The following is a 25,825-nucleotide window of genomic DNA, read 5'->3' on the forward strand; positions in this document are numbered from 1 at the left end:
TTAATGTGAGAATTCCGGTGGGTTAAATCACTGCTTGGCGGGATGCGCGGTGACGTTGGCGGGCAGGCTGTCGCCCAGGGTGATCAGCTCGTCCAGCAACGTCATCAGCTGGTCCATTTTTTGCCGCGAAAAGGCGGCTTCAATCTCGGCGTAGCCTTGCTCCACCTGATGGCGCGCCACTTCATATAGCTCCTGACCCTGCTGGGTCAGCGACACGTACAGCTTGCGCTGATCGTTGACCGGTTTAAGGCGGAAGATCAGCTTATCGCGCTCCATGCGCGACAGAATGCCGGTCAGGCTGGGACGCAGGATGCAGGTTTCCGCCGCCAGTTCGTGGAATTCGATCGAACGGCTGTTGGCCAGCACGCGGATGATGCGCCACTGCTGCTCGGTGAGATTGTGGCTTTTCAGGATCGGGCGGAAGAACCCCATGGCGGTTTCACGCGCCTGCAGCAGGGCGATGGTTAACGATTCATGCATAAGTTTGGCCTTAGCTATCAAGGTGTTCGTTGTTACGGCGCTCGTTATGGGGGCGCCTGCCCCGCAAAGCCCGATTTTGTTAATAACTTAATAGTAGCCAAAGTTACCCGTAGGGATAAAGCAAAAATGCGAGGCGCAGTGAAAAATGGCGTGAAAAATGGTTAATGTATTGAATAATCACGCTAATGTTCGTAATTTGTGAATATTTTGTTATCACGATCACAAATCACTCCAAGCGCGTTGCGTAAAAGCTGCACAGCGTATAAAAGTAATCATTAATATATTAATGAATGCCGGTTGTCATGTTTTTGCCATTGGAGGAGTTCGCATGAAAGGCACCGTATTTTCCGTTGCGCTGAACCACCGCAGCCAACTGGACGCCTGGGATCAGGCGTTTCACCAGCCGCCGTATCAAACCCCGCCCAAAACCCCGGTGTGGTTTATCAAACCGCGCAATACCCACCTCGCCAACGGCGGGGCGATCCCGTTTCCGGCCGGTGAAACCGTGCAGAGCGGCGGCACGCTGGCGGTGATCATCGGCGACACCGTTCGCAAGGTGCCGGCGGCGCAGGTGAGCCGTTATCTGGCCGGTTACGCGTTGGCCAACGACGTCAGCCTGCCGGAGAGCAGCTTCTATCGCCCGGCGATCAAGGCCAAATGCCGCGACGGGTTCTGCCCGCTGGGAGAGATGGGCCAACTGGAGAATGCCGATCGGCTGGAGATCGTCACCGAGATCAACGGCGTGGAGCAGGATCGCTGGTCCACCGCCGATCTGGTGCGCTCGGTGCCGGAGCTGATCGCCGCCATCAGCGATTTCATCACCCTGCAGCCGGGCGATGCGGTGCTGATCGGCACCCCGCACCAGCGGGTGGAGATCAAACCGGGGGATGAGGTGACGGTGCGCGCAGCCGGCCTGCCCACTCTGAGCAACCGCGTCACCCAGGCAGGAGCCGCATCATGAAACATGCCCGTATTCGCCATCATGGCCAGATCGTCAACGTTCAGGTGGACGACCAGCTGCGCGTCACGTTGCCGAACGGCGAGGTGCTGCAGGAGCGCGAAGTGGAATGGCTGCCGCCGGCGCAGGGCACGGTGTTCGCCCTGGGGCTGAACTATGCCGACCACGCCAGCGAGCTGGAATTCAAGGCGCCGGAAGAGCCGCTGGTGTTCCTCAAGGCGCCGAACACTCTGACCGGCCATCGTCAGGTATCGGTGCGTCCGGCCGACGTGGAGTACATGCATTACGAAGCCGAGCTGGTGGCGGTGATCGGCAAGACCGCACGCAACGTCAGCCGTGAGCGCGCCATGGAGTATGTGGCGGGTTACACCCTGTGCAACGACTACGCCATCCGCGACTACCTGGAAAACTACTACCGGCCGAATCTGCGGGTGAAGAGCCGAGATACCCTGACGCCGATCGGGCCGTACATCGTCGATCGCGACGACGTCGCCGATCCGCACCGGCTGGCGCTCAGCACCTACGTCAACGGTGAGCTGCGCCAGCGCGGCAGCACCGCCGACATGATTTTCGACATTCCGTTCCTGATCGCCTACCTGAGCGAATTCATGACGCTGCAGCCGGGCGACATGATCGCCACCGGCACGCCGAAAGGGCTGGCCGACGTGCGGCCGGGCGACGAAGTGGTGGTGGAGATCGAAGGCATCGGCCGTTTGGTTAACCACATTATCAGTGAAAAAGATTACGAGGAGAGCCTGCGATGAAAACCATCAACCACTGGATCAACGGCAAGAACGTCGCCAGCAAAGAGTATTTCACCACCACCAACCCGGCGAACGGCGAGGTGCTGGCGGAGGTGGCCTCTGGCGGCCAGCTGGAGATCGACCAGGCGGTGGCGGCCGCGAAAGAGGCGTTCCCCAAGTGGGCGAATACGCCGATGAAAGAGCGCGCGCGCCTGATGCGCCGTTTGGGTGAACTGATCGACCAGAACGTGCCGCAAATCGCCGAAATGGAAACCGCCGACACCGGTCTGCCTATCCATCAGACCAAAAACGTGCTGATCCCGCGCGCCTCGCACAACTTCGAATTCTTCGCCGAGGTGTGCCAACAGATGAACGGCAAGACCTACCCGGTGGACGACAAGATGCTCAACTACACGCTGGTGCAGCCGGTGGGGGTCTGCGCGCTGGTGTCGCCGTGGAACGTGCCGTTCATGACCGCCACCTGGAAAACTGCGCCTTGCCTGGCGCTGGGCAACACGGCGGTGCTGAAGATGTCCGAACTGTCGCCGCTGAGCGCCGATCGCCTGGGCGAGCTGGCGCTGGAGGCCGGCATTCCGGCCGGGGTGCTGAACGTGGTGCAGGGCTACGGCGCCACCGCCGGCGACGCATTGGTGCGCCATAAAGACGTGCGCGCGGTCTCTTTCACCGGCGGCACCGCCACCGGCCGGCGCATCATCGAAAGCGCCGGGCTGAAGAAATTCTCCATGGAGCTCGGCGGCAAGTCGCCGGTGCTGATCTTTGAAGACGCCGACATCGAGCGGGCGCTCGACGCCGCGCTGTTCACCATCTTCTCGATCAACGGCGAACGCTGCACCGCCGGCTCGCGCATCTTCATTCAGGAGAGCATCTACCCGGAATTCGTCAAACGTTTCGCTGAGCGCGCCAACCGTCTGCGCGTCGGCGATCCGCAAGATCCCAACACCCAGGTGGGGGCGCTGATCAGCCCGCAGCACTGGGAAAAAGTCTCCGGCTATATCCGCCTCGGGGTGGAGGAAGGGGCGACCCTGCTGGCCGGCGGCCCGGATAAACCGGCAGGCTTGAGCCACGGCAACTTCCTGCGCCCGACGGTGCTGGCGGATGTCGACAACCGGATGCGCGTGGCGCAGGAGGAGATCTTCGGGCCGGTGGCCTGCCTGCTGCCGTTCAAATCAGAAGAAGACGGCCTGCGCATGGCCAACGACGTGGAGTACGGCCTGGCGTCGTACATCTGGACGCAGGATGTGAGCAAGGTTCTGCGCCTGGCCCGCGGCATCGAAGCGGGCATGGTTTTCGTCAACACCCAAAACGTACGCGATCTGCGCCAACCGTTCGGCGGCGTGAAAGCCTCCGGCACCGGCCGCGAAGGCGGCGAATACAGCTTCGAAGTGTTCGCCGAAATGAAGAACGTGTGCATTTCCATGGGCGACCACCCGATCCCGAAATGGGGCGTCTGAGCCTCATGCCACAATAATAACGAAAGAGATGAGAACAATGACGACAAAACTGACCACTAATGCTGTCCCTGCTCCCGACGTCGTGCGCTGTGCCTACATGGAGATTCAGGTCACGAACCTTAAAGCCGCACGCGAATTTTACGTCGATATCCTCGGCCTGGTCGTGACCGCCGAAGATGACAAAACCCTCTACCTGCGTTCGATGGAGGAGTTCATTCACCATAACCTGGTGCTGCGCGAAGGCCCGGTCGCCGCCGTGGCGGCGTTTGCTTTCCGCGTGCGCACGCCGGAAGACGTCGATCGCGCCGAAGCGTATTTCAAGGCGCTTGGCTGCCGCACCGAGCGGCGGGTGAACGGGTTCGCCAAAGGCATCGGCGATGCGGTGCGGGTAGAAGATCCGCTCGGTTTCCCGTATGAGTTTTTCTACGATGTGCAGCACGTCGAGCGTCTGGCCTGGCGTTACGATCTGTATACGCCGGGCGCGCTGGTGCGCCTCGACCACTTTAACCAAATCACCCCTGATGTGCCGCGCGCCGTGGAATATATCCAGGGGCTGGGTTTCCGCGTGACGGAAGACATCCGCGATGAAGACGGCGTGGTTTACGCCGCCTGGATGCGCCGCAAGGCGACGGTGCACGATACCGCGATGACCGGCGGCGCCGGGCCGCGCATGCACCACATCGCCTTCGCCACCCATGAAAAACACAATATTTTGGCCATCTGCGACAAGCTCGGCGCGCTGCGCAAATCCGATGTGATCGAACGCGGCCCTGGCCGTCACGGCGTCTCCAACGCGTTCTATCTCTACCTGCGCGATCCCGATGGCCACCGGGTGGAAATCTACACGCAGGATTACTACACCGGCGATCCGGACAACCCGACCGTGACCTGGGACGTGCATGACAACCAGCGCCGCGACTGGTGGGGCAATCCGGTGGTGCCGAGCTGGTACACCGAAGGATCGCTGGTGTTGGATCTCGATGGGCAGCCGCAGCCGGTGATCGAACGCAGCGCGCCCAGCGAAATGGCCGTCACCATCGGCGCAGACGGTTTTTCCTATACCCGCGAGGGCGATACGGAAAAAGGTTTCAAACTTGGCAATACGCTGTAAATGCCGCTGCGCGGGCTTCGCCCGCGCCTATGCGCCGTGTGGAGAACGCTATGCCCCATTTTTACGCTGAATGTACCGACAACATCCGCCGCGAGGCGGATTTGCCCACCCTGTTCGCCAAGGTCAACGAGGCGCTGGCGGCGACCGGCATCTTCCCGCTGGCCGGCGTGCGCAGCCGCGCCATCTGGCTTGATACCTGGCAAATGGCCGACGGCAAGCAGGATTACGCCTTCGTGCACATGACGCTGAAGATCGGCCACGGCCGCAGTCTGGAAAGCCGTCAGCAGGTGGGCGAGATGCTGTTTGCGCTGATCAAGGAACACTTCGCCGCGCTGATGGCGCAGCGTTACCTGGCGCTCTCTTTCACCATGGAAGAGCTGGATCCGGTGCTGAATTACAAACAGAACAATGTCCACGCGCTGTTCAACAAGGCGTGAATAAGGGGTCGTAAATGCTGGATAAAGAGCAGGTTAACCGCGCCGTGCAGCGTCTGCATCAGGCGGAAAAGAGCCGTGAGCAGATCCGTGCCCTGTCGCTCGATCATCCCGAGATCACCATTGAAGACGCCTATGCCATTCAGCGGCAGTGGGTAGAACTGAAGATCGCCGAGGGGCGCACGCTCAAAGGCCACAAGATCGGCCTGACCTCGCGCGCCATGCAGGTGAGCTCGCAGATCACCGAACCGGACTACGGCGCGCTGCTGGACGACATGTTCTTCAACGACGGCAGCGACATTCCGATCGATCGCTTTATCGTGCCGCGGGTGGAAGTGGAGCTGGCGTTCGTGCTGGCCAAGCCGCTGCGCGGGCCGAACTGTACGCTGTTCGACGTCTACAACGCCACCGACTACGTCATTCCGGCGCTGGAGATCATCGATGCGCGCAGCCACAACGTCGATCCCGAGACGCAGCGGCCGCGCAAGGTGTTCGACACCATCTCCGACAACGCCGCCAACGCCGGGGTGGTGATGGGCGGGCGGCCGATCAAGCCGGATGCGCTGGATCTGCGCTGGATCTCCGCGCTGCTGTACCGCAACGGCGTGATTGAAGAGTCCGGCGTGGCGGCGGCGGTGCTCAACCACCCGGCCAACGGCGTGGCCTGGCTGGCCAACAAGCTGGCGCCGTATGAGGTGGAGCTGGAAGCGGGGCAGGTGATCCTCGGCGGTTCCTTCACCCGGCCGGTGCCGGCGCGGCGCGGCGATACTTTCCACGTCGATTACGGCCCGATGGGCTGCATCAGCTGCCGCTTCGTCTAATAAGCAGGCTCGGCGAACCGGGCCGCAATAACCGGGCGGGGGCCACGCGCCGCGCCCGCTTGTCAGGGAGAATGCGATGTTAACCAACCACTTCAAGCGGGCGTTGCAGGAAAAACGCCCGCAGATCGGGCTGTGGCTCGGGCTGTGCAGCAGCTACAGCGCCGAGCTGCTGGCCGGCGCCGGTTTCGACTGGCTGTTGATCGACGGCGAACATGCGCCCAACAACGTGCAGACGGTGCTGGGGCAGCTGCAGGCGGTCGCCCCTTACCCCAGCCAGCCGGTGGTGCGGCCGCCGTGGAACGACGCGGTGATCATCAAGCAACTGCTGGACGTCGGCGCGCAAACCTTATTGATCCCGATGATTCAGAACGCCGAACAGGCGCGCGACGCGGTGCGCGCCACGCGCTATCCGCCGCACGGCGTGCGCGGCGTCGGCAGCGCCCTGGCGCGCGCTTCGCGCTGGAACCGGGTGCCCGATTACCTGCAGCAGGCCGACGAGCAGATGTGCGTGCTGGTGCAGATTGAAACCCGCGAGGCGGTGAAAAACCTGGAGGCGATCCTGCAGGTGGAAGGAGTGGACGGCGTGTTCATCGGCCCGGCGGATCTCAGCGCCGACATGGGCTTTGCCGGCAACCCGCAGCATCCGGAGGTGCAGCGCACCATCGACGACGCCATCGTGCGCATCCGCGCCGCCGGCAAGGCGCCGGGCATTTTGATGGCCAACAAGGCGCTGGCGCAGCGCTATCTGGAAGCCGGCGCGCTGTTCGTCGCGGTAGGGGTGGATACCACCCTGCTGGCGCGGGCGGCGGAAGCCTTGGCGGACGAGTTCAAACAGGGCGGGGCGCAAGCGCCTTCATCGGGAGTCTACTGAACCATGAACCACGTCGATTCGCTGCCGCCGGCCAACCCGGCGCAGCAACATAAAGCGTTAACCGCCGCCGAGCAATCGGTGATTAAAAAGTTGTTTCGGCGCCTGATTATTTTCCTGTTCGTGCTGTTTGTTTTCTCTTTCCTCGACCGCATCAACATCGGCTTCGCCGGATTGACGATGGGCAAAGATCTCGGCCTCAGCTCGACCATGTTCGGGCTGGCGGCGACGTTGTTCTATGTCACCTACGTGATCTTCGGCATTCCCAGCAACATGATGCTGAGCCGGGTCGGCGCGCGGCGCTGGATCGCCACCATCATGGTGCTGTGGGGCATCGCCTCCACCTGCACCATGTTCGCCACCGGGCCGACCAGCCTGTATGTGCTGCGCATGATCGTCGGCATCACCGAGGCCGGCTTCCTGCCGGGCATTCTGGTGTACCTCACCTACTGGTTCCCGGCGTTCTACCGCGCCCGCGCCAACGCCTTGTTCATGATCGCCATGCCGGTGACCATGGCGATCGGCTCGTTGGTCTCCGGCTATATCCTGGCGCTGGACGGGGTGATGAACCTGAAGGGCTGGCAGTGGCTGTTCCTGCTGGAAGGCATTCCGTCGGTGCTGCTGGGCGTGGTGGTGTGGTTCTACCTCGACGACACGCCGGCCAAGGCCAAGTGGCTGACCGACGAGGAAAAAGCCAGCCTGAAGGCGATGATGGAGGCCGACAAGCTGCAGCTGGTGCAGCCCAACGGGCCGAGCAGCCACCGCGCGCTGCAGCAGCGCAGCCTGTGGCGCGAGATTTTCACGCCGATTGTGTTGATGTATACGCTGGCCTATTTCTGCCTGACCAACACCCTGAGCGCGATCAATATCTGGACGCCGCAGATCCTGCAGAGCTTCAACCAGGGCAGCAGCAACGTGACGATCGGCATTCTGGCGGCGATCCCGCAGATCTGCACCATCGCCGGCATGGTGTGGTGGAGCAAACGATCCGACAGGCTGCAGGAGCGCAAGCATCACACCGCGCTGCCGTACCTGTTCGCCGCCGCCGGCTGGCTGCTGGCGTCCGCCACCGATCACAGCCTGATCCAGCTGCTGGGGATCGTGATGGCGTCGGTCGGTTCCTTTACCGCCATGGCGATCTTCTGGACCACGCCGGATCAGTCGATCAGTCTGGAAGCGCGAGCGGTGGGGATCGCGGTGATCAACGCCACCGGCAACATCGGATCGGCGCTCAGCCCGCTGCTGATCGGCTGGTTCAAGGATCTGACCGGCAGCTTCAACTCCGGGCTGTATTTCGTCTCGGCGCTGTTGATCGTCGGTGCCGTGCTGGTGTGGCGCATCCCGATGAAGGATTCGCGCCCGAGAGCGACGCCTTGATACGCAGACAGGCAGGATTGCAGGAGGTAATGAGGTGCGGAAAAGTACCGGTTTTATCGCCAACATCGATATTTGCAAAGAGTATGACGCGCGCTACGCCGCCGACGAGGTGCACTACGAAACCTTCGCCGGGCTGGCGGCATTCTTTGGCCGCGACATGCAGGTGCACTGGCACGACTGCTTCTTCCAGGTGCATTTTCTGGAGACCGGCAAGATAGAGCTGCAGCTCGACGATCAGCACTATTCGGTGCAGGCGCCGCTGTTCATCCTCACGCCGCCGTCGGTGCCGCATGCGTTCTTCACCGAACCGGACAGCGACGGTCACGTGCTGACGGTGCGTCAGGAGTTGATTTGGCCGCTGCTGGAGCGCCTGTACCCCGGCAGCAACCTGGCGCTCGACATGCCGGGCATCTGCCTGTCGCTGGCCGACGCGCCGCAGGAGCTGACGGCGCTCAGCCACTATTGGGCGCTGATCCGCCGCGAGTTCGCGCAGAACCTGGCCGGGCGCGAACAGACGCTGGCGCTGCTGGCGCAGGCGGTGTTCACGTTGCTGTTGCGCAATACCGCGCTGGAAGACAGCGCCAACAGCGGCGTGCGTGGCGAACTGCAGCTGTTCCAGCGCTTCAACAAGATGGTGGACGAGCGTTTTCGCGAGCACCTGCCGGTGCCGGAGTATGCGCAGGCGTTGGGGGTGACCGAATCGCGGCTCAACGACCTGTGTCGGCGCTTCGCCAACCGGCCGCCCAAGCGGCTGATCTTCGATCGGCTACTGCGCGAGGCCAAGCGCATGCTGCTGTTCAGCGCCTGCACGGTGCATGAAACCGCCTACAGCCTCGGCTTCAAGGATCCTGCCTATTTCGCCCGTTTTTTCAATCGGCTGGAAGGCTGTTCCCCCTCGACCTACCGCGCGGCGCAACACGCCCTTTCGTAACCGCGATCACAGTTTGCCGCGAAAGCGGCAAACTGACCTGAAAAGTACCGGCGATTGCCGCAAAAGTCTCTTCTCGAAACCGGCTTTGGCAGCTTCAATTAAGCAACCAAAAGAAAACATTATTTTAACAAATGGCCGACTCCACGGCCTGAAAAATGCCGATTACGAGGAAGACCCGATGAAACCAGAAGACTTTCGTGCCGACAGCAAACGCCCGTTCACCGGCGCCGAATACCTGAAAAGTTTGCAGGACAGCCGCGAAATCTACATTTACGGCGAGCGCGTGAAAGACGTCACCACCCATCCGGCGTTCCGCAACGCGGCGGCGTCTGTCGGCCAGCTGTACGACGCGCTGCACGATCCGGCCAGCCAGGATCGCCTGTGCTGGAATACCGACACCGGCAACGGCGGCTACACCCACAAATTCTTCCGCTATGCCCGCAGCCCGGAAGAGATGCGCCAGCAGCGCGACGCCATCGCCGACTGGTCGCGCCAAAGCTATGGCTGGATGGGGCGCACGCCGGACTACAAGGCGGCCTTCGGCTGCGCGCTGGGCGCTTATCCGGAGTTCTACGGCCAGTTCGCCGATAACGCGCGCCACTGGTACAAACGCATTCAGGAAACCGGGCTCTATTTCAACCACGCTATCGTCAACCCGCCGATCGATCGTCATAAGCCGGTCAACGAGGTGAAGGACGTCTACATTCAGGTGGAGAAAGAGACCGACGCCGGCATCATCGTCAGCGGCGCCAAAGTGGTGGCCACCAACTCGGCGTTGACCCACTACAACTTCATCGGCTTCGGTTCGGCGCAGGTGATGGGCGATAACCCGGACTTCGCGCTGATGTTCGTGGCGCCGATGGACGCCGAAGGGGTGAAGCTGATTTCGCGCGCCTCCTACGAGCTGGTGGCCGGCGCCACAGGATCGCCGTTCGACTACCCGCTGACCAGCCGCTTCGACGAGAACGACGCGATCCTGATCATGGATCATGTGTTGATCCCGTGGGAAAACGTGCTGATCTACCGCGATTTCGACCGCTGTCGCCGCTGGAGCACCCAGGGCGGTTTCGCCCGGCTGTTCCCGCTGCAGGCCTGCGTGCGCCTGGCGGTGAAGATGGACTTCATCACCGCGCTGCTGCAAAAGAGCCTCTCGTGCACCGGCGTGCTGGAGTTCCGCGGCGTGCAGGCCGATCTGGGCGAAGTGGTGGCCTGGCGCAACCTGTTCTGGTCGCTGAGCGACGCAATGTGCGCCGAAGCCACGCAATGGGAAAACGGCGCCTACCTGCCGGATTCCGCCGCGCTGCAGACCTACCGCGTGATGGCGCCGATGGCCTACACCAAGGTGAAACACATCATCGAGAAGAACGTCACCAGCGGCCTGATCTACCTGCCGTCCAGCGTGCGCGACATGAACAACCCGGAGATCGACAAGTACCTGGCGCGCTACGTGCGCGGATCGGACGGCATGGATCACGTCGAGCGCATCAAGATCCTCAAGCTGATGTGGGATGCGATCGGCAGCGAATTCGGCGGGCGCCACGAGCTGTATGAGATCAACTACGCCGGCAGTCAGGATGAGATCCGCCTGCAGTGCCTGCGCCACGCGCAGGGATCCGGCAACATGGATCGCATGATGCAGATGGTCGACAAGTGCCTGGCCGATTACGATCAGCACGGCTGGAAGGTGCCGCACCTGCGGAACAATGACGATATTAATCAGTTGGATAATCTGCTGAAGTAATTCAGGAGGAGGTTGTATGTCTCAGGAAAATGAACAGCGGTTGCGCTTTCGTGACGCGATGGCCAGCCTGTCGGCGGCGGTGAATATCGTCACCACCGATGGCCCGGCGGGGCGCTGCGGCATCACCGCCACGGCGGTGTGCTCGGTGACCGATACGCCGCCGACGCTGCTGGTGTGCATCAACCGCAACAGCGCGATGAACCCGGTGTTTCAGGAAAACCGCAGGCTGTGCGTCAACGTGCTCAACCACGAACAGGAACTGATGGCGCGCCACTTCGCCGGCATGACCGGCGTCAGCATGGAAGATCGTTTCCGGCTGGAAGAGTGGCAGCTTGGCGCGCTGGGGCAGCCTGTATTGCGCAATACCCTGGCCAGCCTGGAAGGGGAGATCGAGCAGATCCAGAGCATCGGCACCCACCAGATGTACCTGGTGCAGATCAAGCAGATCGCGCTGAGCGAAGCCGGCAACGGCCTGATCTACTTCAAGCGCAACTTCCATTCGGTGATCCACCAGATGGCGGTGCCGGCCTGAGGCGTGGGGGTGCAGTTGGCTGCGCCCCTCATCTCAACTCTTGTTGGCCGCCAGATCGCTCACCAGACGGTTGACCGGATCGCTCATGTTGGTGAACTTGCTCAGCTCCGAGCGGGTCACCACCACGAACACCCCGACGTTTTTCGCCGGGATCATCGCCATGTAGGTAATGAATCCGCCGCCGCCGCCGGTCTTCTGAATGATGCCCGGCAGCCCGTCCTTCGGCGCCATATACACCCAGCCCAATCCCAATGCATCCGCTTGCCCCGGCACGTCCATGCCCTTCAGCGACACCAGATCGTGGCGCTGGAAGTACATGGTTTGCTCGCTGGCGGCGGTGGCTTTGCGCGGGCCGCTGGCGCTGGAGGAGAGGAACTGCTGCATCCAGCGCTGCATGTCGCGCGGGGTGGAGTAGACGCCGCCGCTGCCGGCCGCGGCGGTGGTGTCGCGACAGGCGCTCGGGCCGGCCGCCGCCACCATCAGGCGCGAGCATTGTTCGGGGCTCGGCGTCAACGTGGTGTCGACCATGCCGAGCGGCGCGGTGATTTTCTCTTTCAGCAGCGCGCTGTAAGGCTTGCCCGCGGCGCGCGACAGCGCGTCGGCCAGCAGATCGTACGCCAGGTTGGAATACGCGGCGCGCACGCCCGGCGGCACCGTGACGTTGGCATGCGCCAGCCACTGCCAGCGCTGAGCCTTGGTCGGCCAGGTGAACACCGGCGTTTTCGGCGGCTTTTTGCCCGGCTGCTCGCGCGGCAGCGCGCTGGTGTGGGTCGCCAGGTTCAATAAGGTGATCGGCTGGCCGGCGTTGTAAGACGGCACATAGGCGCCCTTGGGAGCGTACTTGCGCAGCGGGTCGGTCAGCTTGACTTGGCCTGCCGCCGCCATTTTCACCATCACTTCGCTGGTCATCAGCTTGGTGATCGAGGCGATGCGGATCAGCGAATCCGGGCGCGGGCGCAGGTTGTTGCCGGGCTTGGTGTCGCCGAAGCTGCGGTTAACCACCTGATTGCCGTCGATCACCACCAGCGCCATGCCGGTGGCGCCGCTGTTGTAGAAAATATGTTCGGCATACTGGTCGACGATTTGCGAAGCCAGCTGCGGGGGCGCGGCCTGCACGGCCAGCGGCGCGGCGCACAGGCCCAGCGCCAGCAATAAAGCGGAGACAGAGTTCTTCAACGGTCGTTATCCATTTAACAATGCAGCGGGAAAGGGCGTAATCCATCGCCCAGTGTAATGCGCCCGCCCCCCCGCTGCATGTAGAAAAAAGAGCGGTGGCGATAAAATTTTTTAACCGCCGGCGGCTTACTGCGCGCGGGCGAAAATGGCGATCACTTCATCCAGGTGCGCCTTCATCGCTTTGCGGGCGCCGCGCACATCGCGCGCTTCGATCGCCGCCAGGATCGCCCGGTGTTCCAGCTCGGAGCGGTGCGGCATGTCGTCCGGCGTATAGTGGCGCTGCAGCACGCGGAACATGCTGCCGTAGCGGTGGCCGAGCAGATGGCCGATGATAAACGCGTAAGCCGGGTTGCCGCTGGCCTGGGCGATGCGGATGTGGAACAGCCGATCGCCGGGGTGGGTGGCGGAGCCGGCGCGGTTATCGCGGCAGTTCTGCTCATAGGCGGCGCGGATGCCCACCAGCTCCTCGTCGGTGGCGTGGCGCGCGGCCAGCGCGGCGGTCTCCGGTTCAATCAGCAGGCGGGTTTGCAGCAGTGAAAACGGCGGCAGCTCGGCGTTGAAATCCAGCTCGATATTCAGTTCGTCGTCGATCTCCGCCCACTGGTTGCGGCCGGCCTGGGCCATCACCGATTCCTGCGACGCCGCCGGTGGCGTTTGCGAACGCACGATCACCCCGTTGCCCACCTTGACGTCCACCAGGCCGATCACTTCCAACGCGATCAGCGCCTCGCGCACCGACGCGCGGCTGACCTGCAACTGCTGGGCAAGATCGCGCTCCGAGGGCAGGCGGCTGCCAGGCGGAAATTCGTTATTCTCGATAAGACGTTTGAGCTGGTCGGCTATCTGTCTGTAAATCCTTGGGTTTTCCAGTCGGGTAATCGGCATTTTTGACCTTTGACGATTCGGCGTTCAGTGATTTGGCGCACAATTATGCGACAAGGCGCTTGAGTAATCGTTATTCAAGTGTAAAAAAAAGGTTAATTTAAATGTGGTTTCAAGGCTGTTTTATTAACTTCTTCCCCCAACGATAACGCGTAAAGCGTCTCTTGTCATGTTAGAGGCCTGACCTTTAATCGCCCTTAGTGGCCTGACCATTAGACCTTTAGGCCGAGGAGTCAAGATGGATTTAACCGGGAAACGCGTACTGATCACCGCCGCCGGGCAAGGGATCGGTTTTACCACCGCCAGGCTGTTCGCCGCCGCCGGTGCCGAGGTGATCGCCAGCGACATCAACCTCGAGCGCCTGCAGGGCTGCGCCGGGATCCGCGCGCTGACGCTGAACGTCACCGATCCGGCCGCCATCGCGGCGGCGGCGGAAGCGATCGGCCCGATCGATGTGCTGTTCAACTGCGCCGGCGTGGTGCACAGCGGATCGATCCTCGATTGCAGCGAAGATCAGTGGGCGTTCGCGCTCGATCTCAACGTGACCGCGATGTTCCGCATGATCCGCGCTTTCCTGCCGGGCATGTTGGCGCGCGGCAAAGGCTCGATCATCAACATGTCTTCGGTGGCCTCGAGCGTGAAAGGGGTGCCGAACCGCTTCGCCTACGGCGCCAGCAAGGCGGCGGTGATCGGCCTGACGCGCTCGGTGGCGGCGGATTACGTCACCCAGGGCATCCGCTGCAACGCCATTTGCCCCGGCACGGTGGAATCGCCGTCGCTGCGCCAGCGCATCAATGAGCAGGCGCGCGAACAGGGGCGCAGCGAGCAAGAGGTGTATCAGGCGTTCGTCGCCCGTCAGCCGATCGGGCGCATCGGCACCACCGAGGAGATCGCCCAATTGGCGCTGTATCTGGCCTCCGACGCCAGTTCGTACACCACCGGCACGGTGCAGATCATCGACGGCGGCTGGAGCAACTGATCCGTCATTTTTGAGAGAGGAAGGCATGAAACTTTTACGTTATGGGGTACCCGGGCAAGAGCGCCCCGGCATGTTGGATGCGCAAGGTCGCCTGCGCGATCTGTCGCAGCATATCGCCGACGTGGGCGGCACCGCGTTATCGCCGGCGTCGCTCGCCAAACTGCGCGCGCTGGACAGCGCCGCGCTGCCGCTGGTCGAAGGGCAGCCGCGCCTCGGCGCCTGCGTCGGCGGCATCGGCAAGTTCATCTGCATCGGCCTGAACTACGCCGATCACGCGGCGGAAACCGGCGCAGCCATTCCTGAAGAACCGGTGGTGTTCAACAAATGGACCAGCGCGGTGGTCGGCCCCTACGACCGGGTGGAGATCCCGCGCGGCTCGCAGAAAACCGACTGGGAAGTGGAGCTGGGCGTGGTGATCGGCCTGGGCGGGCGCTACATCAGCGAAGCGGATGCGATGCGCCACGTCGCCGGTTATTGCGTGATCAACGACGTCTCAGAACGCGAATATCAAATTGAGCGCGGCGGCACCTGGGACAAGGGCAAAGGCTGCGACACCTTCGGGCCGATCGGGCCCTGGCTGGTGACCGCCGACGAGATCGCCGATCCGCACAGCCTGAATTTGTGGCTGGAGGTGGACGGCAAGCGCTATCAGGACGGCAACACCAGCACCATGATCTTCCGCATTCCGCAGATCGTCAGCTACCTCAGCCGCTTTATGAGCCTGCAGCCGGGCGACGTGATCTCCACCGGCACGCCGCCGGGCGTCGGCATGGGGCAGAAACCGCAGCCCATCTACCTGCGGGCGGGCCAGACGATGCGTCTGGGTATCGAAGGGCTGGGCGAACAGCGCCAGCAAACCGTACAGGCTTAACCGGGAGCGCCGCCATGACCACCATTACCGCACTGCGGGTTGAAGACATTCGTTTCCCCACGTCGCTGGGGCTGGACGGATCCGACGCCATGAATCCGGATCCCGACTATTCCGCCGCCTACGTGATCCTGGAGACCGATCGCGCGGATCTCAGCGGCCACGGGCTGACGTTCACCATCGGGCGCGGCAACGAGATCTGCTGCGCGGCGATCCGCGCGCTGGAACATCAGATCGTCGGCGAGCGGCTGGAGGATATCGCCGCTGACATGGGCGCCTTCTGGCGGCGCTTCACCAGCGACAGCCAGCTGCGCTGGATCGGGCCGGACAAGGGCGCCATTCACCTGGCGACCGGCGCGGTGGTCAACGCGGTGTGGGATCTGTGGGCCAAATCGGTCGGCAAGCCGGTATGGCGGCTGGTGGCGGAGATGACGCCGGAGGAGCTGGTGCGCTGCATCGACTTCCGTTACATCACCGACTGCATCACGCCGCAGGAAGCGCTGGCGCTGCTGAAACAGCGGGCCGAGGGCAAAGAACGCCGCCTGGAGCGGCTGCTGCAGGAAGGGTATCCCTGCTACACCACCTCGGCAGGGTGGCTGGGTTATCCGGACGACAAGCTGCGCCGCCTGTGCCAGGAGGCGGTCGACGCCGGTTTCTCCTACCTGAAGCTGAAGGTTGGGCGCGATCTGGAAGACGACATTCGCCGGGCGCGCATCGCGCGTGAGGTGATCGGCCCGGATCGCCGGCTGATGATCGACGCCAACCAGGTGTGGGAAGTCGATGAAGCCATTCCGTGGGTGAAGCATCTGGCGTTCGCCAAACCCTGGTTTATCGAAGAGCCGACCAGCCCGGACGACGTGGAAGGGCATCGCCGCATCCGCGAAGGGGTAGCGCCGGTCAAGGTGGCTACCGGCGAGATGTGCCAGAACCGCATCATGTTCAAACAGTTCATCATGCGCGGCGCGGTGGACGTGGTGCAGATCGACGCCTGTCGCCTCGGTGGGGTCAACGAAGTGCTGGCGGTGATGCTGATGGCGGCCAAATACCAGTTGCCGGTCTGCCCGCACGCCGGCGGCGTCGGGCTGTGCGAATACGTGCAGCACCTGTCGATGATCGACTTCCTGTGCATCGCCGGCACCCACGAGGGCCGGGTGATCGAGTACGTCGATCATTTGCATGAACACTTTGTCGATCCCTGCGTGATCAAGGGAGCGGCCTACATGCCGCCGAGCCGGCCCGGTTACTCGATCGAGATGCATCCGTCGTCGATCGAGCAGTATCGGTTCCGCGGGTGAAGCGGGATCGCATGCCGCGCATCGATGCTCACCAGCACTACTGGCGCTACCACCCGCAGCATTACCCGTGGATCGACGAGCGGATGCGCGTGCTGCGGCAGGATTTTGGGCCGGCCCAGCTGCGGTCGCTGTTGCAGGCGCACGGTTTCGACGGCGCGCTGGCGGTGCAGGCGCGTCCCAGCGAGGAAGAGACGCTGACCCTGCTGGCGCTGGCTGAGCGGAGCGAGGGCGTATGCGGTGTGGTGGGCTGGTTGGATATCGCTTCGCCACAGCTGGCGCAGCGTCTGGAAACTTTGCGGCCTTATCGCGCGCTGTGCGGGGTGCGCCATCAGGTGCAGGACGAAGCGGATCCAGCGGCCTGGTTGGCGCGGCCGGAGGTGGAACGCGGCATGCAAACGCTGCAGCGCGCCGGGTATGTGTACGAGATCCTGGTGACGCACCGGCATCTGGCGGCCGCGGCGGCGTTTGCCGCCCGCCACGACCAACACTGGCTGGTGCTGGATCATCTCGGCAAGCCGGACATCGCGCGCGGCGCGCGGCACTGGGCGCAGCAAATCCGGCCGCTGGCGGCATTGCCGCACGTGGCTTGCAAGCTCTCGGGACTGATCACCGAGGCGCCGGGCGGGCGGTGGCGGGCGGAGGAGCTGCTGCCGTTCTTCGACGCCGCGCTGGAGGCGTTCGGCCCGCAGCGGCTGATGTTCGGCTCCGACTGGCCGGTGTGCCTGTTGGCCGGCGACTACCGCCAGGTGGTGCAACTGTGCGAACAGGCGCTGTCGACGCTGGGGGCCGCCGAACAGGCGGCGATTTGGGGCGGCACCGCCTGGCGAATTTACGGTTTAACGGAGTCTGGTTATGGATCTGTATCTGCAAGATAAGGTGGTGTTGGTTACCGGCGGCGGTTCCGGCATCGGCGCGGCGATTTCTCATGTGCTGGCCGAGGAAGGGGCGATCCCGGTGCTGGTCACTAACGCCGCGCCGGAGGCGGCGCTGCTGGCCGATTTGCAGCGGCTGCAGCCGTGCACCGAGGTGATCCTCACCGAATTGTGCGACGAGGCGGCCTGCCGCCGGGCGGTCAGCCAGACGCTGGCGACCTTCGGCCGCATCGACGGACTGGTGAATAACGCCGGGGTCAATGACGGCGTCGGGCTGGAGGCGGGGCGTGAAGCGTTCGTCAGTTCGCTGGAAAAGAACCTGGTGCACTACTACCTGATGGCGCACCTGTGCCAGGCGGCGCTGCGGGAGAGCCGGGGCGCCATCGTCAACATCGCCTCCAAGACCGCGCTCAGCGGCCAGGGGGGCACCAGCGGTTACACCGCCGCCAAGGGCGCGGTGCTGGCGCTGACGCGCGAATGGGCGGTATCGCTCCGTCATGACGGGGTGCGGGTGAACGCGGTGGTGCCGGCGGAGGTGATCACCCCGCAGTACCAGCGCTGGCTCAACACCTTCGCCGAGCCGCAGCGGCAGATGGAGAAGATCACTGCGCGCATTCCGCTCGGGCAGCGCATGACCACGCCGCAGGAGATCGCCGACACCGTGGCGTTTCTGCTGTCGTCGCGGTCATCGCACACCACCGGGCAGTGGCTGTCGGTGGATGGCGGCTACCTGCATCTCGATCGGGCGCTGACGTGAGCGGCGCGGCGGCAGGGCGGCGCCGTTTCTGCCAGGCGCTCGATCTGATTGACTCACCGGCGCTGATTGCGGAGTACCAGCAGCATCATCAGCGCATTTGGCCGGGCATCGCCGCGCATTTGCGCGAGCACGGCATTCTGGACATGGAAATTTACCGGTTGGGCACCCGGCTGTTCATGATCGTGGAGGTCAGCGCCGATTTCGACGCCGCGCGCTTTGACGCCGCCAGCCTGAACAACCCCGAAGTACAGCGATGGGAAGCGCTGATGTGGCACTACCAGGCCGCCACCCCCTGGACGCCGCAGGGTGAAAAATGGGTGGAAATGGCGCGGATTTTCTCTCTGCAACAGCAATAACGCCAACATCATCATCGCCAGACGATACGAGGGTATCACCATGCTTGCTGAAAAAAGTGCGGCCTCCGCGCAGCCGGGCGTCCCCGTGACCGCCAATCTGCGCTGGGCCTTTATCCTGGTCACCAGCCTGTTCTTCATGTGGGGGCTGTCCTACGGCCTGCTGGACGTATTGAACAAACATTTTCAGGAGACGTTGCACGTCACCAAGGCGCAGTCGGGGTTGCTGCAGGCGGCCTACTTCGGCGCCTATTTCCTGGTGGCGCTGCCCGCCGGGTACTTTATGGATCGCAAGGGTTATAAGGCGGGCATTCTGGTCGGGCTGTGCCTGTACGCGCTGGGGGCGCTGCTGTTCGTGCCGGCGGCGTCGGCCAACAGCTTCGGCGTATTCCTGTTTGCGCTGTTCGTTATCGCCAGCGGCCTGGGGTGCCTGGAAACGGCGGCCAACCCGTACGCCACGGTGCTGGGCGACGCGCAGGGCGCCGAACGGCGGCTCAACCTGGCGCAGTCGTTCAACGGCCTCGGGCAGTTTATCGGCCCGCTGATCGGCGGCACGCTGTTCTTCTCCGCCGGCCAGTCCGCCGGCGACGGCGATCAGAGCGCGGTGAAGATGACCTATGTGGCGATCGCCGCGCTGGTGCTGCTGATCGCGCTGTTGTTCAGCCGCACCCGGTTGCCGGCGATCCGCGAAGAGGAAAAACCGGTGCAAGGCGTGATAGCGCAGGGATTGTGGCAGCATCCGCATTTCGTCGGCGGGGTTATCACACAGTTCTTCTACGTGGCGGCGCAGGTGGGCGTCGGGGCGTTCTTCATCAACTACGCCACCGAGCACTGGCGCGAGGTGTCTAACCAGAACGCCTCTTACCTGCTGTCGATTGCCATGATCTGCTTTATGGTCGGGCGCTTCTTCAGCACCTGGCTGATGGGGCGGGTCAAACCGGCGACGCTGCTGGCGGCCTATGCGCTGATCAACATCGCGCTGTGCGGCGTGGTGATGCTGAGCGTCGACGGGGTGTCGGTAGTGGCGCTGATCGCAGTGTTCTTCTTTATGTCGATCATGTTCCCGACCATTTTCGCCCTGGGGGTGAAAAATCTGGGCAAGCACACCAAGCGCGCCAGCTCGTTCATGATCATGGCGATCGTCGGCGGCGCCATCATGCCGTACTTTATGGGGGCGCTGGCCGACCGCTACAGCACCGCGTTCTCTTATCTGCTGCCGCTGCTGTGCTTCGCGGTGGTGCTGGTTTATGGCCTGCGGCAGCGCCGCGGCTGATTCAACCCGGCGGCGAATCGGGCTTCGCCGCCGTTGTCAGCGCCTGCGGGCGGGTTCGCATCAGGATGGCCAACGCCAGCAGCAGCACCATGCCGGCCAGCGCGCCGTTTATCGTCAAGCCTCCGGCGTCCACCACCAGCCCGCCCGCCAGCGAACCGCAGGAAATCGCCAGATTAAACAGCGCGATATACAGCGAAGAGGCGACCTCGACCGCATCGGGCACCGCCTTGAGCATCCACGCCATCAGCGTAACGGAAACGCCGCCGTAGGCGATGCCCCACAGCAGGAGGAAGGCACCGCCGCTCAGCGGCGCGTGGCCCAGCAGCGGCAGCAGCAGAACGGCGAGCGCCAGCCCGAGGGCGATCAGCGCCAGGGTGCGGCGCAGCCGTTTGGCGGCGGCCTGGCCGGCGATGAAATTCCCGACGAGGCCGGTGACGCCGTAGGCGAACAGCAGCGGCCCCACCCAGCGGCTCTCGATGCCGGAGACCGTCTGCAGCAGCGGACGGACAAAGGTGTAAGCCATAAAGTGACCGGCGACCAGCAAAAACGTCAGCAGCAGCCCGGTCAGCAGCCGGCGATTCGCGCGCTGCGCGGTGAACGACCGCCAGCTTATCGCCTGCGTGACCGGCAGCGGCGGCAGCACGCACACCAGCAACAGCAGGGTCAGCGCCGCCAGAACGGCGACCGCCAGAAACGCCAGGCGCCAGCCCAGCGCTTCGCCGAGGAATACCCCGAGCGGCACGCCGAACACCGAGGCCGCCGCTACGCCGCCGAAGATGACGGACAGCGCCAATCCGACGGAGGCCGGCGGCACCAGGCGTTCCGCCAGCCCGCCGGCGATGGCCCAGATACCGCCGATGCAAAAACCCAGCAGGATGCGCGCGGCGAACAGCAGGGCCAGGGAGGTGGCGGCGGCGGCCAGCAGGTTAGCGGCGATCAGCAGCAGCAGAAAGCCTGCCAACAGGCTGCGGCGGTCCGTGCGCCGGGCGCCCAGCACCACCAGCGGGGCGAACAGCGCGGCGAACAGGGCCGGCAGGGAAATCAGCAGCCCGGCGCGGCCGATCGTCGCGTTCAGGGTATTGACGATCGGGGTCAGCAGCCCGACGGGCAGCATTTCTGCGGTGACGACGGTAAAGGTGGACAGGCCGACCGTGAGGGGCGCCAGCCACGCTTTTGCGCCGCCGTCGGCGTGTAAGGCACTCATAATGACTCTCCCAACAGATGAAGAACCTCAGTGTATCCGCGCCAAAATGGCTGATAAACTGGCCTGAATGCGCAACATTGGGGACAAATCGTGGCTAATTTACCGTCTATGCCGTTGGATAACCTGACCGACCTGCTGGTATTCATTCGCGTCGCCGATGCCTGCAGCTTCACGCTGGCGGCCGAGAGGCTGGGCATCTCCCGATCGGCGGCGGGCAAATGCGTGACCCGATTGGAGGCGCGATTGGCGACCCGGCTGCTGCAGCGCACCACGCGCAGCGTCAGCCTGACCGAAGACGGCGCGGTATTTTACGAGTATGCGCAGCGCATCCTGTCGCAGGCCGAAGAGGCGGAAACGGCGCTCAATACGCGGCGGCAAACCCCGCGCGGGCGGCTGCGGCTGGATGTGCCGGTCTCGTTGGGGCGGTTGCATATTTTGCCGATTCTGCGGGAATTTTTGGCGCAGTGGCCGGAGGTGGACGCCGACGTCAGCTTCTCCGACGATTACAGCGATTTGGTGCGCGACGGCATCGACGTGGCGATCCGCGTCGGCGGCAGCGACGACAGCCGACTGGTGCGGCGGGTGCTCGCGCCGCATCGCCTGATCACCTGCGCGGCGCCGGACTATCTGGCGCGGCACGGTACGCCTGCGAAACCGGAGGCGTTGGGCGATCACGAGACGCTGGTCTTCAGCCACCAGGGATTGCCGGCGCCCTGGCGCTATCGGGTTAACGGTCAACTGCACGAACAGCCGGTGCGCGGCCGGATGCGTTTCAACAACGTCGAGGCATTGCGGGATGCGGCCGTCGCCGGGGCCGGTCTGTGTCAGGTAGGGGCGTTTCTGGTCGGTGAGCAGATTGCGGCCGGCACGCTGGTGCCGATACTGGAGCGCTATTGTCGCCCGGGGCCGCCGATCTGCGCCGTCTATCCCAGCCGGCGCCACCTTTCCCCCAAGGTGAAACTGTTTCTGGCGGCGATCGAACGGCGCTGGCAGGGCAAGGCGATTTGGGAAAGCGCCTAGCGCGAGCGGTTCATGCCGCTTGCACGGCCAGCGTTCGCCGCATTAAGCGATAGCCGCCGGCCGCCACCAGCAGTACGACCAGGCCAGCCGTGAGCGTGACGCCAAAGCCGGCCTTGATCCCCAGCGCATCGATCGCCAGCCCCGCCAAGGCGGCGCCGAGCGCCACGCCAACCCCCAGGCCGGTCACCATCCAGGTCAATCCTTCCGTCAAACGTGAAGGCGGCACGAGGCGTTCAACCAACCCCATGGCGACGATCATGGTCGGCGCGAAAAACAGTCCGGCGACAAACATCGCCGCCGCCAGCGTTAAGACATTGTGCACCCACAGCAGCGGCAGAGTGGTGAGTGCGGTGGCGAAGGCGGCGTATAAGAACTGCCGAGGCAATGGGGACGGCAGCTTTATTGCGCCGAAAATCAGCCCGGCGAGGCAGGAGCCGCCTGCGTAAACCGACAGCACGATGCTGGCGGCGGCCGGCTGCCCCTGCTGCTCGGCGAAGGCCACGCTGATGACGTCCACGGTGCCGACGATGGTGCCCAGCGCGATCAGCGCCAGCACCAGGATCTGCATCGACGGCATGGCCAGGATGGCGCGCTGCCGCTGGTTATTGCGGGGATAAACCGGGGGCTGAGTGCTTTTTTGCCAGGCGAATGCCGAAACGCCCGCCACCAGAAGCAGCGCGGCCGCCAGAGGGCCGGCCTCAGGGAAGAGCGCAACGCTGAGCCCCACGGCGATCGGCGGGCCGACGATAAAGGCCACTTCGTCCAACACCGACTCGAATGAAAACGCCGTGTGCAGCTGCGGCGTGCCGCGATAAATTTCGCTCCAGCGGGCTCTGACCATTGCGGAGATGCTGGGCATGCCGCCCGCGAGTGCGGCGAAGACGAACAGCGTCCAGTCCGGCGCCCGATAGTGGGTGCAGATCAGCAGCAGCAACAGGGCGAGTGCGCTGACCCCGGTGGCGTAGGGCAGCACGCGACTTTGGCCGTAGCGGTCCGCCGCGCGTGCGATTTGCGGCGCGAGCAGCGCCATGGAAAAGGCGAATGTCGCTGCCACCGCACCCGCCAGCCAATAGGAGCCGCGTACCTGCGAAAGCATGGTGATGATGCCGATACCGGTCATTGAGATCGGCAGGCGTGCGATCAACCCGGCAGAGGAAAACGCCTTGCTGCCCGGTGCGCTGAACAGTGTGAAATAAGGATTTGCCATGAATAGGGTTCCTGAATGTTGGCGGCTCGGTATTCGCGCAATGCCCATCATTGACATACGCCACGTATGTTACGTTAATTGACATACATGGCGTATGTCAATTATAACGTCATCAATGGCAAGACGGGAGTGAATCCATGGCACGTAAAGCGCGCACAGAAATGATTGAAGAAACCCGGCGTAAGCTGGTGGCGGCCGCCCGTCAGCAGTTCGGCGGCGTGGGGTATGCCGAGACGGTGATGGATGAGCTTACTGCGCAAGCCGGTATGACGCGCGGTGCGCTCTATCACCATTTTGGCGACAAGAAGGGATTGTTTTTGGCCGTCGTGCAGGAAATCGACGCCGAAATGGATGCGCGCCTGGCCGACATTACCGCGAGCACGCCGGATGACTGGGAGGCCTTCGCGGGGCGTTGCCGCGGTTATCTGATCATGATGACGGAGCCGCAATCGCAGCGCATTCTGTTGCGTGATTCGCCCTCGGTGCTGGGAGCCGACTATCTGCAGGCCAGCAAGCTGGGTTGCATCACCTGGATGACGGGGGCCTTACAGGCGTTGATGGCGCAGCGGCGTATCGCTACCGCCGAACCGGAAGCGCTGGCGCATTTAATCAATGGCGGCCTGATGGATGCTGCGCTGTGGGTCGCCCATCAGCCGGAAAAAGACGTGGCGCTGGAGCAGGCCTTGGCCAGTTTGAACCTGTTGTTGAACGGGCTTCGTTCCACCTTTGCTTAAGTTTTACTGACGGCCGCCGCGCCGTTTCGGCGGCGGCTTAAGGGTGAATGACGACGGGCTGGACGTTTTGCGCCAGCTGGATATTGTTGCGGCCGCTGTGTTTCGCCAGATAGAGCGCGGCGTCGGCTGCGCCTATCGCCGATTCGATGTCCAGTTTTTCCAGCGCGGAGATGCCGGCGCTAAGCGTCAGCGTGCCGCTGTGCTGCGGGCTGGCGCCGTGCGGGATGTTCAGTTCCGCCACGCGTTGGCGCACCCGCTCGGCCAGCTGCGCCGCGTAGCCTTCGTGCACGTTGGTCAGCAGCACCAAAAACTCTTCCCCGCCGTAACGCACCACGATATCGCGCGAACGCACCGCATCGCGGATGGCGACCGCCACCTGCACCAAAGCCCGATCGCCCATGGCGTGGCCGTAGCTGTCGTTGTAGACCTTGAAGTGGTCGATATCCAGCAATAGCACGTAATGGTGGCCGGTTTGCGGTTCCAGCAGCATAGTGATCTTATTCTCCAGCCCACGTCGGTTATAAAGGCCGGTCAGGGGATCGAGCATGCTCAAATTATTGAATTTGTCCCGCTCGTTATACAGGTTGGCCACCAGCGCGTGGGTAAAGATTTCACTGCGTTTCAACATCAGGTGATGAATGGAGAAAGCGATAATAGGTAATAGCGTGGTGAATAATATCCGCAGGGTATTATGCATGCCGTCTAAAGCCAGGATCATCATTGCGGAAGGTACGGCGTGTAAACAAAAGGCGGTAAAGTTATCCGTCAGAGAAATAGCGCTGATAAAAAAGATGCTAAACAAACTAATTAATAAAAAATCTTGGTTATTCGGTAGGCAATATTGACTTTTAACGTAAATATGTGCGGCCCAGAGCAGGCCGAGTACGCTGGCGAACAGGTTGAGTTTGCACAAATAGTTACGTGGTGTTTGCAGGGAAAATAGCGCCGCTACCAGACAAAATAGCGGTATACATAATAAAGGTAGGGTAAATGCGGGCGTATCCCTAAAAGGGAACAATAATGTAAATACGGAAGAGGCGGCATTCATTATCAGAAAAAGAAATAATGCCAGGCGCTGCTTGCTGTTCAGTAATTCCTGATAAGAACGGGCGTTCATACGGAGGTCACTCTTTGCAAAGTCGTTCTGTCGAATAATTAAGGTTGAGAAGCATTCCTTTGGCGCGAATATCCACTTGAATTGCATGGTTGAGGATTGTGATTATTATCATGCAAACAGGACTAGGAATTTTCTTATGTCAAATTATCATTTTTTCCTGCTGGTGTCATCTGAGTTTGGTCAGCGCAGTGAAAATGATGCAGCGGCCAAAAAAGTGTTATATGATATTGGTTATCATTATCACTTAAGGAGGGGGTCATGCTCACTGCCATGATTGCCGCGTGCGGGCTGTGGGGCGTCAGTTGGTGCCTCGGGGATCGCCTGGCCAGCGCCTGGGGCGTTTTGCTACCTTGTGCGTTGATGCCGCTGCTGGCCTTGATCAACCTGGATATGCTGCAGTTGCGCACCCTGATCGTGATAGCGATGTTGGCCACGCTGGTGATGCTGTTCAATAGCCGGCTGCGCCACTATCTGCTGCTGCCTTCCTGCATGGCGCTGGCGGGCGGCCTGGCGGCAGTCAGCCTCAACTTCAGCTTTGGGTGAAACGCCAGAAACGGCAAAACCACGCTTAAGCGTGTTTATCATCAATGCGTTGGGATTTTTTCGAAGGAACTACCGGA

27 protein-coding genes are annotated in these 25,825 nt (G+C 62.7%); 21 read left to right on the forward strand and 6 right to left on the reverse strand.

The annotated features are described in order from the left end of the window. Positions 1–27: 27 nt before the first annotated feature. Entirely contained in the window at positions 28–480 is a 453-nt protein-coding gene (gene hpaR, locus MMS95_RS00810; RefSeq protein WP_046898065.1) for a homoprotocatechuate degradation operon regulator HpaR, read from the reverse strand. 328 nt (positions 481–808) lie between these two features. On the opposite strand from hpaR, the gene MMS95_RS00815 reads away from it, so the two are divergent. The 11 genes from MMS95_RS00815 to hpaC all read left to right on the forward strand — a co-directional run bounded on the left by MMS95_RS00815 (position 809) and on the right by hpaC (position 11,468). Next, positions 809–1,441, forward strand: coding sequence for a fumarylacetoacetate hydrolase family protein (locus MMS95_RS00815; protein ID WP_154870154.1), 633 nt, complete (start codon positions 809–811; stop codon positions 1,439–1,441). Continuing rightward, positions 1,438–2,202, forward strand: coding sequence for a fumarylacetoacetate hydrolase family protein (locus MMS95_RS00820; protein WP_004933177.1), 765 nt, complete (start codon positions 1,438–1,440; stop codon positions 2,200–2,202). The genes MMS95_RS00815 and MMS95_RS00820 overlap by 4 nt, the downstream gene beginning before the upstream one ends. Continuing rightward, positions 2,199–3,653 (forward strand): 5-carboxymethyl-2-hydroxymuconate semialdehyde dehydrogenase, encoded by a 1,455-nt coding sequence (gene hpaE, locus MMS95_RS00825; RefSeq protein ID WP_033631722.1) that lies wholly within the window; start codon positions 2,199–2,201, stop codon positions 3,651–3,653. Before MMS95_RS00820 ends, hpaE begins: the two co-directional genes overlap by 4 nt. A gap of 37 nt (positions 3,654–3,690) precedes the next feature. Then, a complete protein-coding gene (hpaD, locus tag MMS95_RS00830; protein ID WP_099032679.1) occupies positions 3,691–4,764 on the forward strand; it encodes a 3,4-dihydroxyphenylacetate 2,3-dioxygenase in 1,074 nt (357 codons plus the stop codon). Positions 4,765–4,814: 50 nt separating this feature from the next. Then, positions 4,815–5,201, forward strand: coding sequence for a 5-carboxymethyl-2-hydroxymuconate Delta-isomerase (locus tag MMS95_RS00835; protein WP_004933172.1), 387 nt, complete (start codon positions 4,815–4,817; stop codon positions 5,199–5,201). 14 nt (positions 5,202–5,215) lie between these two features. Then, positions 5,216–6,019 carry a 2-oxo-hept-4-ene-1,7-dioate hydratase gene (gene hpaH, locus MMS95_RS00840; RefSeq protein WP_004933170.1) on the forward strand — a complete coding sequence of 268 codons (804 nt, stop codon included), beginning with the start codon at positions 5,216–5,218 and terminating at the stop codon, positions 6,017–6,019. A 76-nt stretch (positions 6,020–6,095) separates the two neighbouring features. After that, entirely contained in the window at positions 6,096–6,890 is a 795-nt protein-coding gene (hpaI, locus tag MMS95_RS00845; RefSeq protein WP_085337471.1) for a 4-hydroxy-2-oxoheptanedioate aldolase, read from the forward strand. A gap of 3 nt (positions 6,891–6,893) precedes the next feature. Beyond that, positions 6,894–8,264, forward strand: coding sequence for a 4-hydroxyphenylacetate permease (hpaX, locus tag MMS95_RS00850; protein ID WP_033631725.1), 1,371 nt, complete (start codon positions 6,894–6,896; stop codon positions 8,262–8,264). A gap of 34 nt (positions 8,265–8,298) precedes the next feature. Beyond that, on the forward strand, positions 8,299–9,195 hold the full coding sequence (gene hpaA, locus MMS95_RS00855; RefSeq protein ID WP_004933161.1) for a 4-hydroxyphenylacetate catabolism regulatory protein HpaA: 897 nt from the start codon (positions 8,299–8,301) through the stop codon (positions 9,193–9,195). Between the two features lie 178 nt (positions 9,196–9,373). Then, a complete protein-coding gene (hpaB, locus tag MMS95_RS00860) occupies positions 9,374–10,936 on the forward strand; it encodes a 4-hydroxyphenylacetate 3-monooxygenase, oxygenase component (RefSeq protein WP_004933158.1) in 1,563 nt (520 codons plus the stop codon). Positions 10,937–10,952: 16 nt separating this feature from the next. Beyond that, positions 10,953–11,468: a 4-hydroxyphenylacetate 3-monooxygenase, reductase component gene (gene hpaC / locus MMS95_RS00865; RefSeq protein WP_004933156.1), complete on the forward strand. Its 516-nt coding sequence runs from the start codon at positions 10,953–10,955 to the stop codon at positions 11,466–11,468. Between the two features lie 33 nt (positions 11,469–11,501). On the opposite strand, the gene ampH is transcribed toward hpaC, so the two are convergent. Continuing rightward, positions 11,502–12,644 (reverse strand): D-alanyl-D-alanine-carboxypeptidase/endopeptidase AmpH, encoded by a 1,143-nt coding sequence (gene ampH / locus MMS95_RS00870; RefSeq protein ID WP_015376541.1) that lies wholly within the window; start codon positions 12,642–12,644, stop codon positions 11,502–11,504. A 126-nt stretch (positions 12,645–12,770) separates the two neighbouring features. Then, positions 12,771–13,529: a FadR/GntR family transcriptional regulator gene (locus MMS95_RS00875; RefSeq protein WP_242141309.1), complete on the reverse strand. Its 759-nt coding sequence runs from the start codon at positions 13,527–13,529 to the stop codon at positions 12,771–12,773. Positions 13,530–13,764: 235 nt separating this feature from the next. Between MMS95_RS00875 and MMS95_RS00880 the strand changes: the two genes are divergently transcribed. Genes MMS95_RS00880 through fucP form a run of 7 tightly spaced genes read left to right on the forward strand, consistent with a single transcriptional unit; the run spans position 13,765 to position 19,923 of the window. Next, positions 13,765–14,505, forward strand: coding sequence for an SDR family oxidoreductase (locus tag MMS95_RS00880; protein ID WP_021505398.1), 741 nt, complete (start codon positions 13,765–13,767; stop codon positions 14,503–14,505). A 25-nt stretch (positions 14,506–14,530) separates the two neighbouring features. Continuing rightward, positions 14,531–15,376, forward strand: a complete 846-nt coding sequence (locus tag MMS95_RS00885; RefSeq protein WP_242141310.1) for a fumarylacetoacetate hydrolase family protein — start codon at positions 14,531–14,533, stop codon at positions 15,374–15,376. 14 nt (positions 15,377–15,390) lie between these two features. After that, complete coding sequence (locus MMS95_RS00890) at positions 15,391–16,668, forward strand: L-fuconate dehydratase (protein ID WP_242141311.1); 1,278 nt, start codon at positions 15,391–15,393, stop codon at positions 16,666–16,668. 11 nt (positions 16,669–16,679) lie between these two features. Continuing rightward, complete coding sequence (locus MMS95_RS00895; protein WP_242141312.1) at positions 16,680–17,543, forward strand: amidohydrolase family protein; 864 nt, start codon at positions 16,680–16,682, stop codon at positions 17,541–17,543. Beyond that, positions 17,521–18,297 carry an SDR family oxidoreductase gene (locus MMS95_RS00900; RefSeq protein ID WP_242141313.1) on the forward strand — a complete coding sequence of 259 codons (777 nt, stop codon included), beginning with the start codon at positions 17,521–17,523 and terminating at the stop codon, positions 18,295–18,297. The genes MMS95_RS00895 and MMS95_RS00900 overlap by 23 nt, the downstream gene beginning before the upstream one ends. Continuing rightward, the gene (locus tag MMS95_RS00905; protein WP_015376547.1) at positions 18,294–18,653 is read left to right on the forward strand and encodes an L-rhamnose mutarotase; all 360 of its coding nucleotides are present in this window, start codon (positions 18,294–18,296) and stop codon (positions 18,651–18,653) included. Before MMS95_RS00900 ends, MMS95_RS00905 begins: the two co-directional genes overlap by 4 nt. A 40-nt stretch (positions 18,654–18,693) precedes the next feature. Further along, the gene (fucP, locus tag MMS95_RS00910) at positions 18,694–19,923 is read left to right on the forward strand and encodes an L-fucose:H+ symporter permease (protein WP_033631732.1); all 1,230 of its coding nucleotides are present in this window, start codon (positions 18,694–18,696) and stop codon (positions 19,921–19,923) included. A gap of 1 nt (position 19,924) precedes the next feature. Here fucP and MMS95_RS00915 read toward each other — a convergent pair whose 3' ends face one another. Beyond that, positions 19,925–21,127: an MFS transporter gene (locus tag MMS95_RS00915; protein WP_242141314.1), complete on the reverse strand. Its 1,203-nt coding sequence runs from the start codon at positions 21,125–21,127 to the stop codon at positions 19,925–19,927. 108 nt (positions 21,128–21,235) lie between these two features. On the opposite strand from MMS95_RS00915, the gene MMS95_RS00920 reads away from it, so the two are divergent. Further along, positions 21,236–22,147 carry a LysR family transcriptional regulator gene (locus MMS95_RS00920; RefSeq protein WP_060558525.1) on the forward strand — a complete coding sequence of 304 codons (912 nt, stop codon included), beginning with the start codon at positions 21,236–21,238 and terminating at the stop codon, positions 22,145–22,147. Between the two features lie 10 nt (positions 22,148–22,157). Here the strand turns inward: MMS95_RS00920 and MMS95_RS00925 are convergent, their stop codons facing one another. After that, the gene (locus tag MMS95_RS00925; protein WP_242141315.1) at positions 22,158–23,354 is read right to left on the reverse strand and encodes an MFS transporter; all 1,197 of its coding nucleotides are present in this window, start codon (positions 23,352–23,354) and stop codon (positions 22,158–22,160) included. Between the two features lie 137 nt (positions 23,355–23,491). On the opposite strand from MMS95_RS00925, the gene MMS95_RS00930 reads away from it, so the two are divergent. Then, entirely contained in the window at positions 23,492–24,088 is a 597-nt protein-coding gene (locus tag MMS95_RS00930; protein ID WP_242141316.1) for a TetR/AcrR family transcriptional regulator, read from the forward strand. A 37-nt stretch (positions 24,089–24,125) separates the two neighbouring features. Here the strand turns inward: MMS95_RS00930 and MMS95_RS00935 are convergent, their stop codons facing one another. Continuing rightward, positions 24,126–25,205: a GGDEF domain-containing protein gene (locus tag MMS95_RS00935; protein WP_033631737.1), complete on the reverse strand. Its 1,080-nt coding sequence runs from the start codon at positions 25,203–25,205 to the stop codon at positions 24,126–24,128. 258 nt (positions 25,206–25,463) lie between these two features. Here MMS95_RS00935 and MMS95_RS00940 point away from each other — a divergent pair, with 258 nt between their 5' ends. Beyond that, positions 25,464–25,748, forward strand: coding sequence for a DUF1435 domain-containing protein (locus MMS95_RS00940; protein ID WP_004933115.1), 285 nt, complete (start codon positions 25,464–25,466; stop codon positions 25,746–25,748). Positions 25,749–25,825: the final 77 nt, after the last annotated feature.

The organism is Serratia sp. PGPR-27, assembly GCF_022678525.1.
GTDB classification, from domain to species: domain Bacteria; phylum Pseudomonadota; class Gammaproteobacteria; order Enterobacterales; family Enterobacteriaceae; genus Serratia; species Serratia nematodiphila.

Bases quoted from the DNA above. Each gene is read 5' to 3' on its own strand.
- fucP (WP_033631732.1), top strand. From the start codon at position 18,694: ATGCTTGCTGAAAAAAGTGCGGCCTCCGCGCAGCCGGGCGTCCCCGTG.
- MMS95_RS00900 (WP_242141313.1), top strand. From the start codon at position 17,521: ATGGATCTGTATCTGCAAGATAAGGTGGTGTTGGTTACCGGCGGCGGT.
- MMS95_RS00835 (WP_004933172.1), top strand. From the start codon at position 4,815: ATGCCCCATTTTTACGCTGAATGTACCGACAACATCCGCCGCGAGGCG.
- MMS95_RS00940 (WP_004933115.1), top strand. From the start codon at position 25,464: ATGCTCACTGCCATGATTGCCGCGTGCGGGCTGTGGGGCGTCAGTTGG.
- hpaD (WP_099032679.1), top strand. From the start codon at position 3,691: ATGACGACAAAACTGACCACTAATGCTGTCCCTGCTCCCGACGTCGTG.
- MMS95_RS00815 (WP_154870154.1), top strand. From the start codon at position 809: ATGAAAGGCACCGTATTTTCCGTTGCGCTGAACCACCGCAGCCAACTG.
- MMS95_RS00925 (WP_242141315.1), bottom strand. From the start codon at position 23,354: ATGGCAAATCCTTATTTCACACTGTTCAGCGCACCGGGCAGCAAGGCG.
- hpaB (WP_004933158.1), top strand. From the start codon at position 9,374: ATGAAACCAGAAGACTTTCGTGCCGACAGCAAACGCCCGTTCACCGGC.
- hpaE (WP_033631722.1), top strand. From the start codon at position 2,199: ATGAAAACCATCAACCACTGGATCAACGGCAAGAACGTCGCCAGCAAA.
- MMS95_RS00930 (WP_242141316.1), top strand. From the start codon at position 23,492: ATGGCACGTAAAGCGCGCACAGAAATGATTGAAGAAACCCGGCGTAAG.
- MMS95_RS00875 (WP_242141309.1), bottom strand. From the start codon at position 13,529: ATGCCGATTACCCGACTGGAAAACCCAAGGATTTACAGACAGATAGCC.
- MMS95_RS00895 (WP_242141312.1), top strand. From the start codon at position 16,680: ATGCCGCGCATCGATGCTCACCAGCACTACTGGCGCTACCACCCGCAG.
- MMS95_RS00935 (WP_033631737.1), bottom strand. From the start codon at position 25,205: ATGAACGCCCGTTCTTATCAGGAATTACTGAACAGCAAGCAGCGCCTG.
- hpaR (WP_046898065.1), bottom strand. From the start codon at position 480: ATGCATGAATCGTTAACCATCGCCCTGCTGCAGGCGCGTGAAACCGCC.
- hpaX (WP_033631725.1), top strand. From the start codon at position 6,894: ATGAACCACGTCGATTCGCTGCCGCCGGCCAACCCGGCGCAGCAACAT.
- hpaH (WP_004933170.1), top strand. From the start codon at position 5,216: ATGCTGGATAAAGAGCAGGTTAACCGCGCCGTGCAGCGTCTGCATCAG.
- MMS95_RS00820 (WP_004933177.1), top strand. From the start codon at position 1,438: ATGAAACATGCCCGTATTCGCCATCATGGCCAGATCGTCAACGTTCAG.
- MMS95_RS00885 (WP_242141310.1), top strand. From the start codon at position 14,531: ATGAAACTTTTACGTTATGGGGTACCCGGGCAAGAGCGCCCCGGCATG.
- hpaI (WP_085337471.1), top strand. From the start codon at position 6,096: ATGTTAACCAACCACTTCAAGCGGGCGTTGCAGGAAAAACGCCCGCAG.
- MMS95_RS00915 (WP_242141314.1), bottom strand. From the start codon at position 21,127: ATGAGTGCCTTACACGCCGACGGCGGCGCAAAAGCGTGGCTGGCGCCC.
- MMS95_RS00920 (WP_060558525.1), top strand. From the start codon at position 21,236: ATGCCGTTGGATAACCTGACCGACCTGCTGGTATTCATTCGCGTCGCC.
- MMS95_RS00880 (WP_021505398.1), top strand. From the start codon at position 13,765: ATGGATTTAACCGGGAAACGCGTACTGATCACCGCCGCCGGGCAAGGG.
- hpaC (WP_004933156.1), top strand. From the start codon at position 10,953: ATGTCTCAGGAAAATGAACAGCGGTTGCGCTTTCGTGACGCGATGGCC.
- MMS95_RS00890 (WP_242141311.1), top strand. From the start codon at position 15,391: ATGACCACCATTACCGCACTGCGGGTTGAAGACATTCGTTTCCCCACG.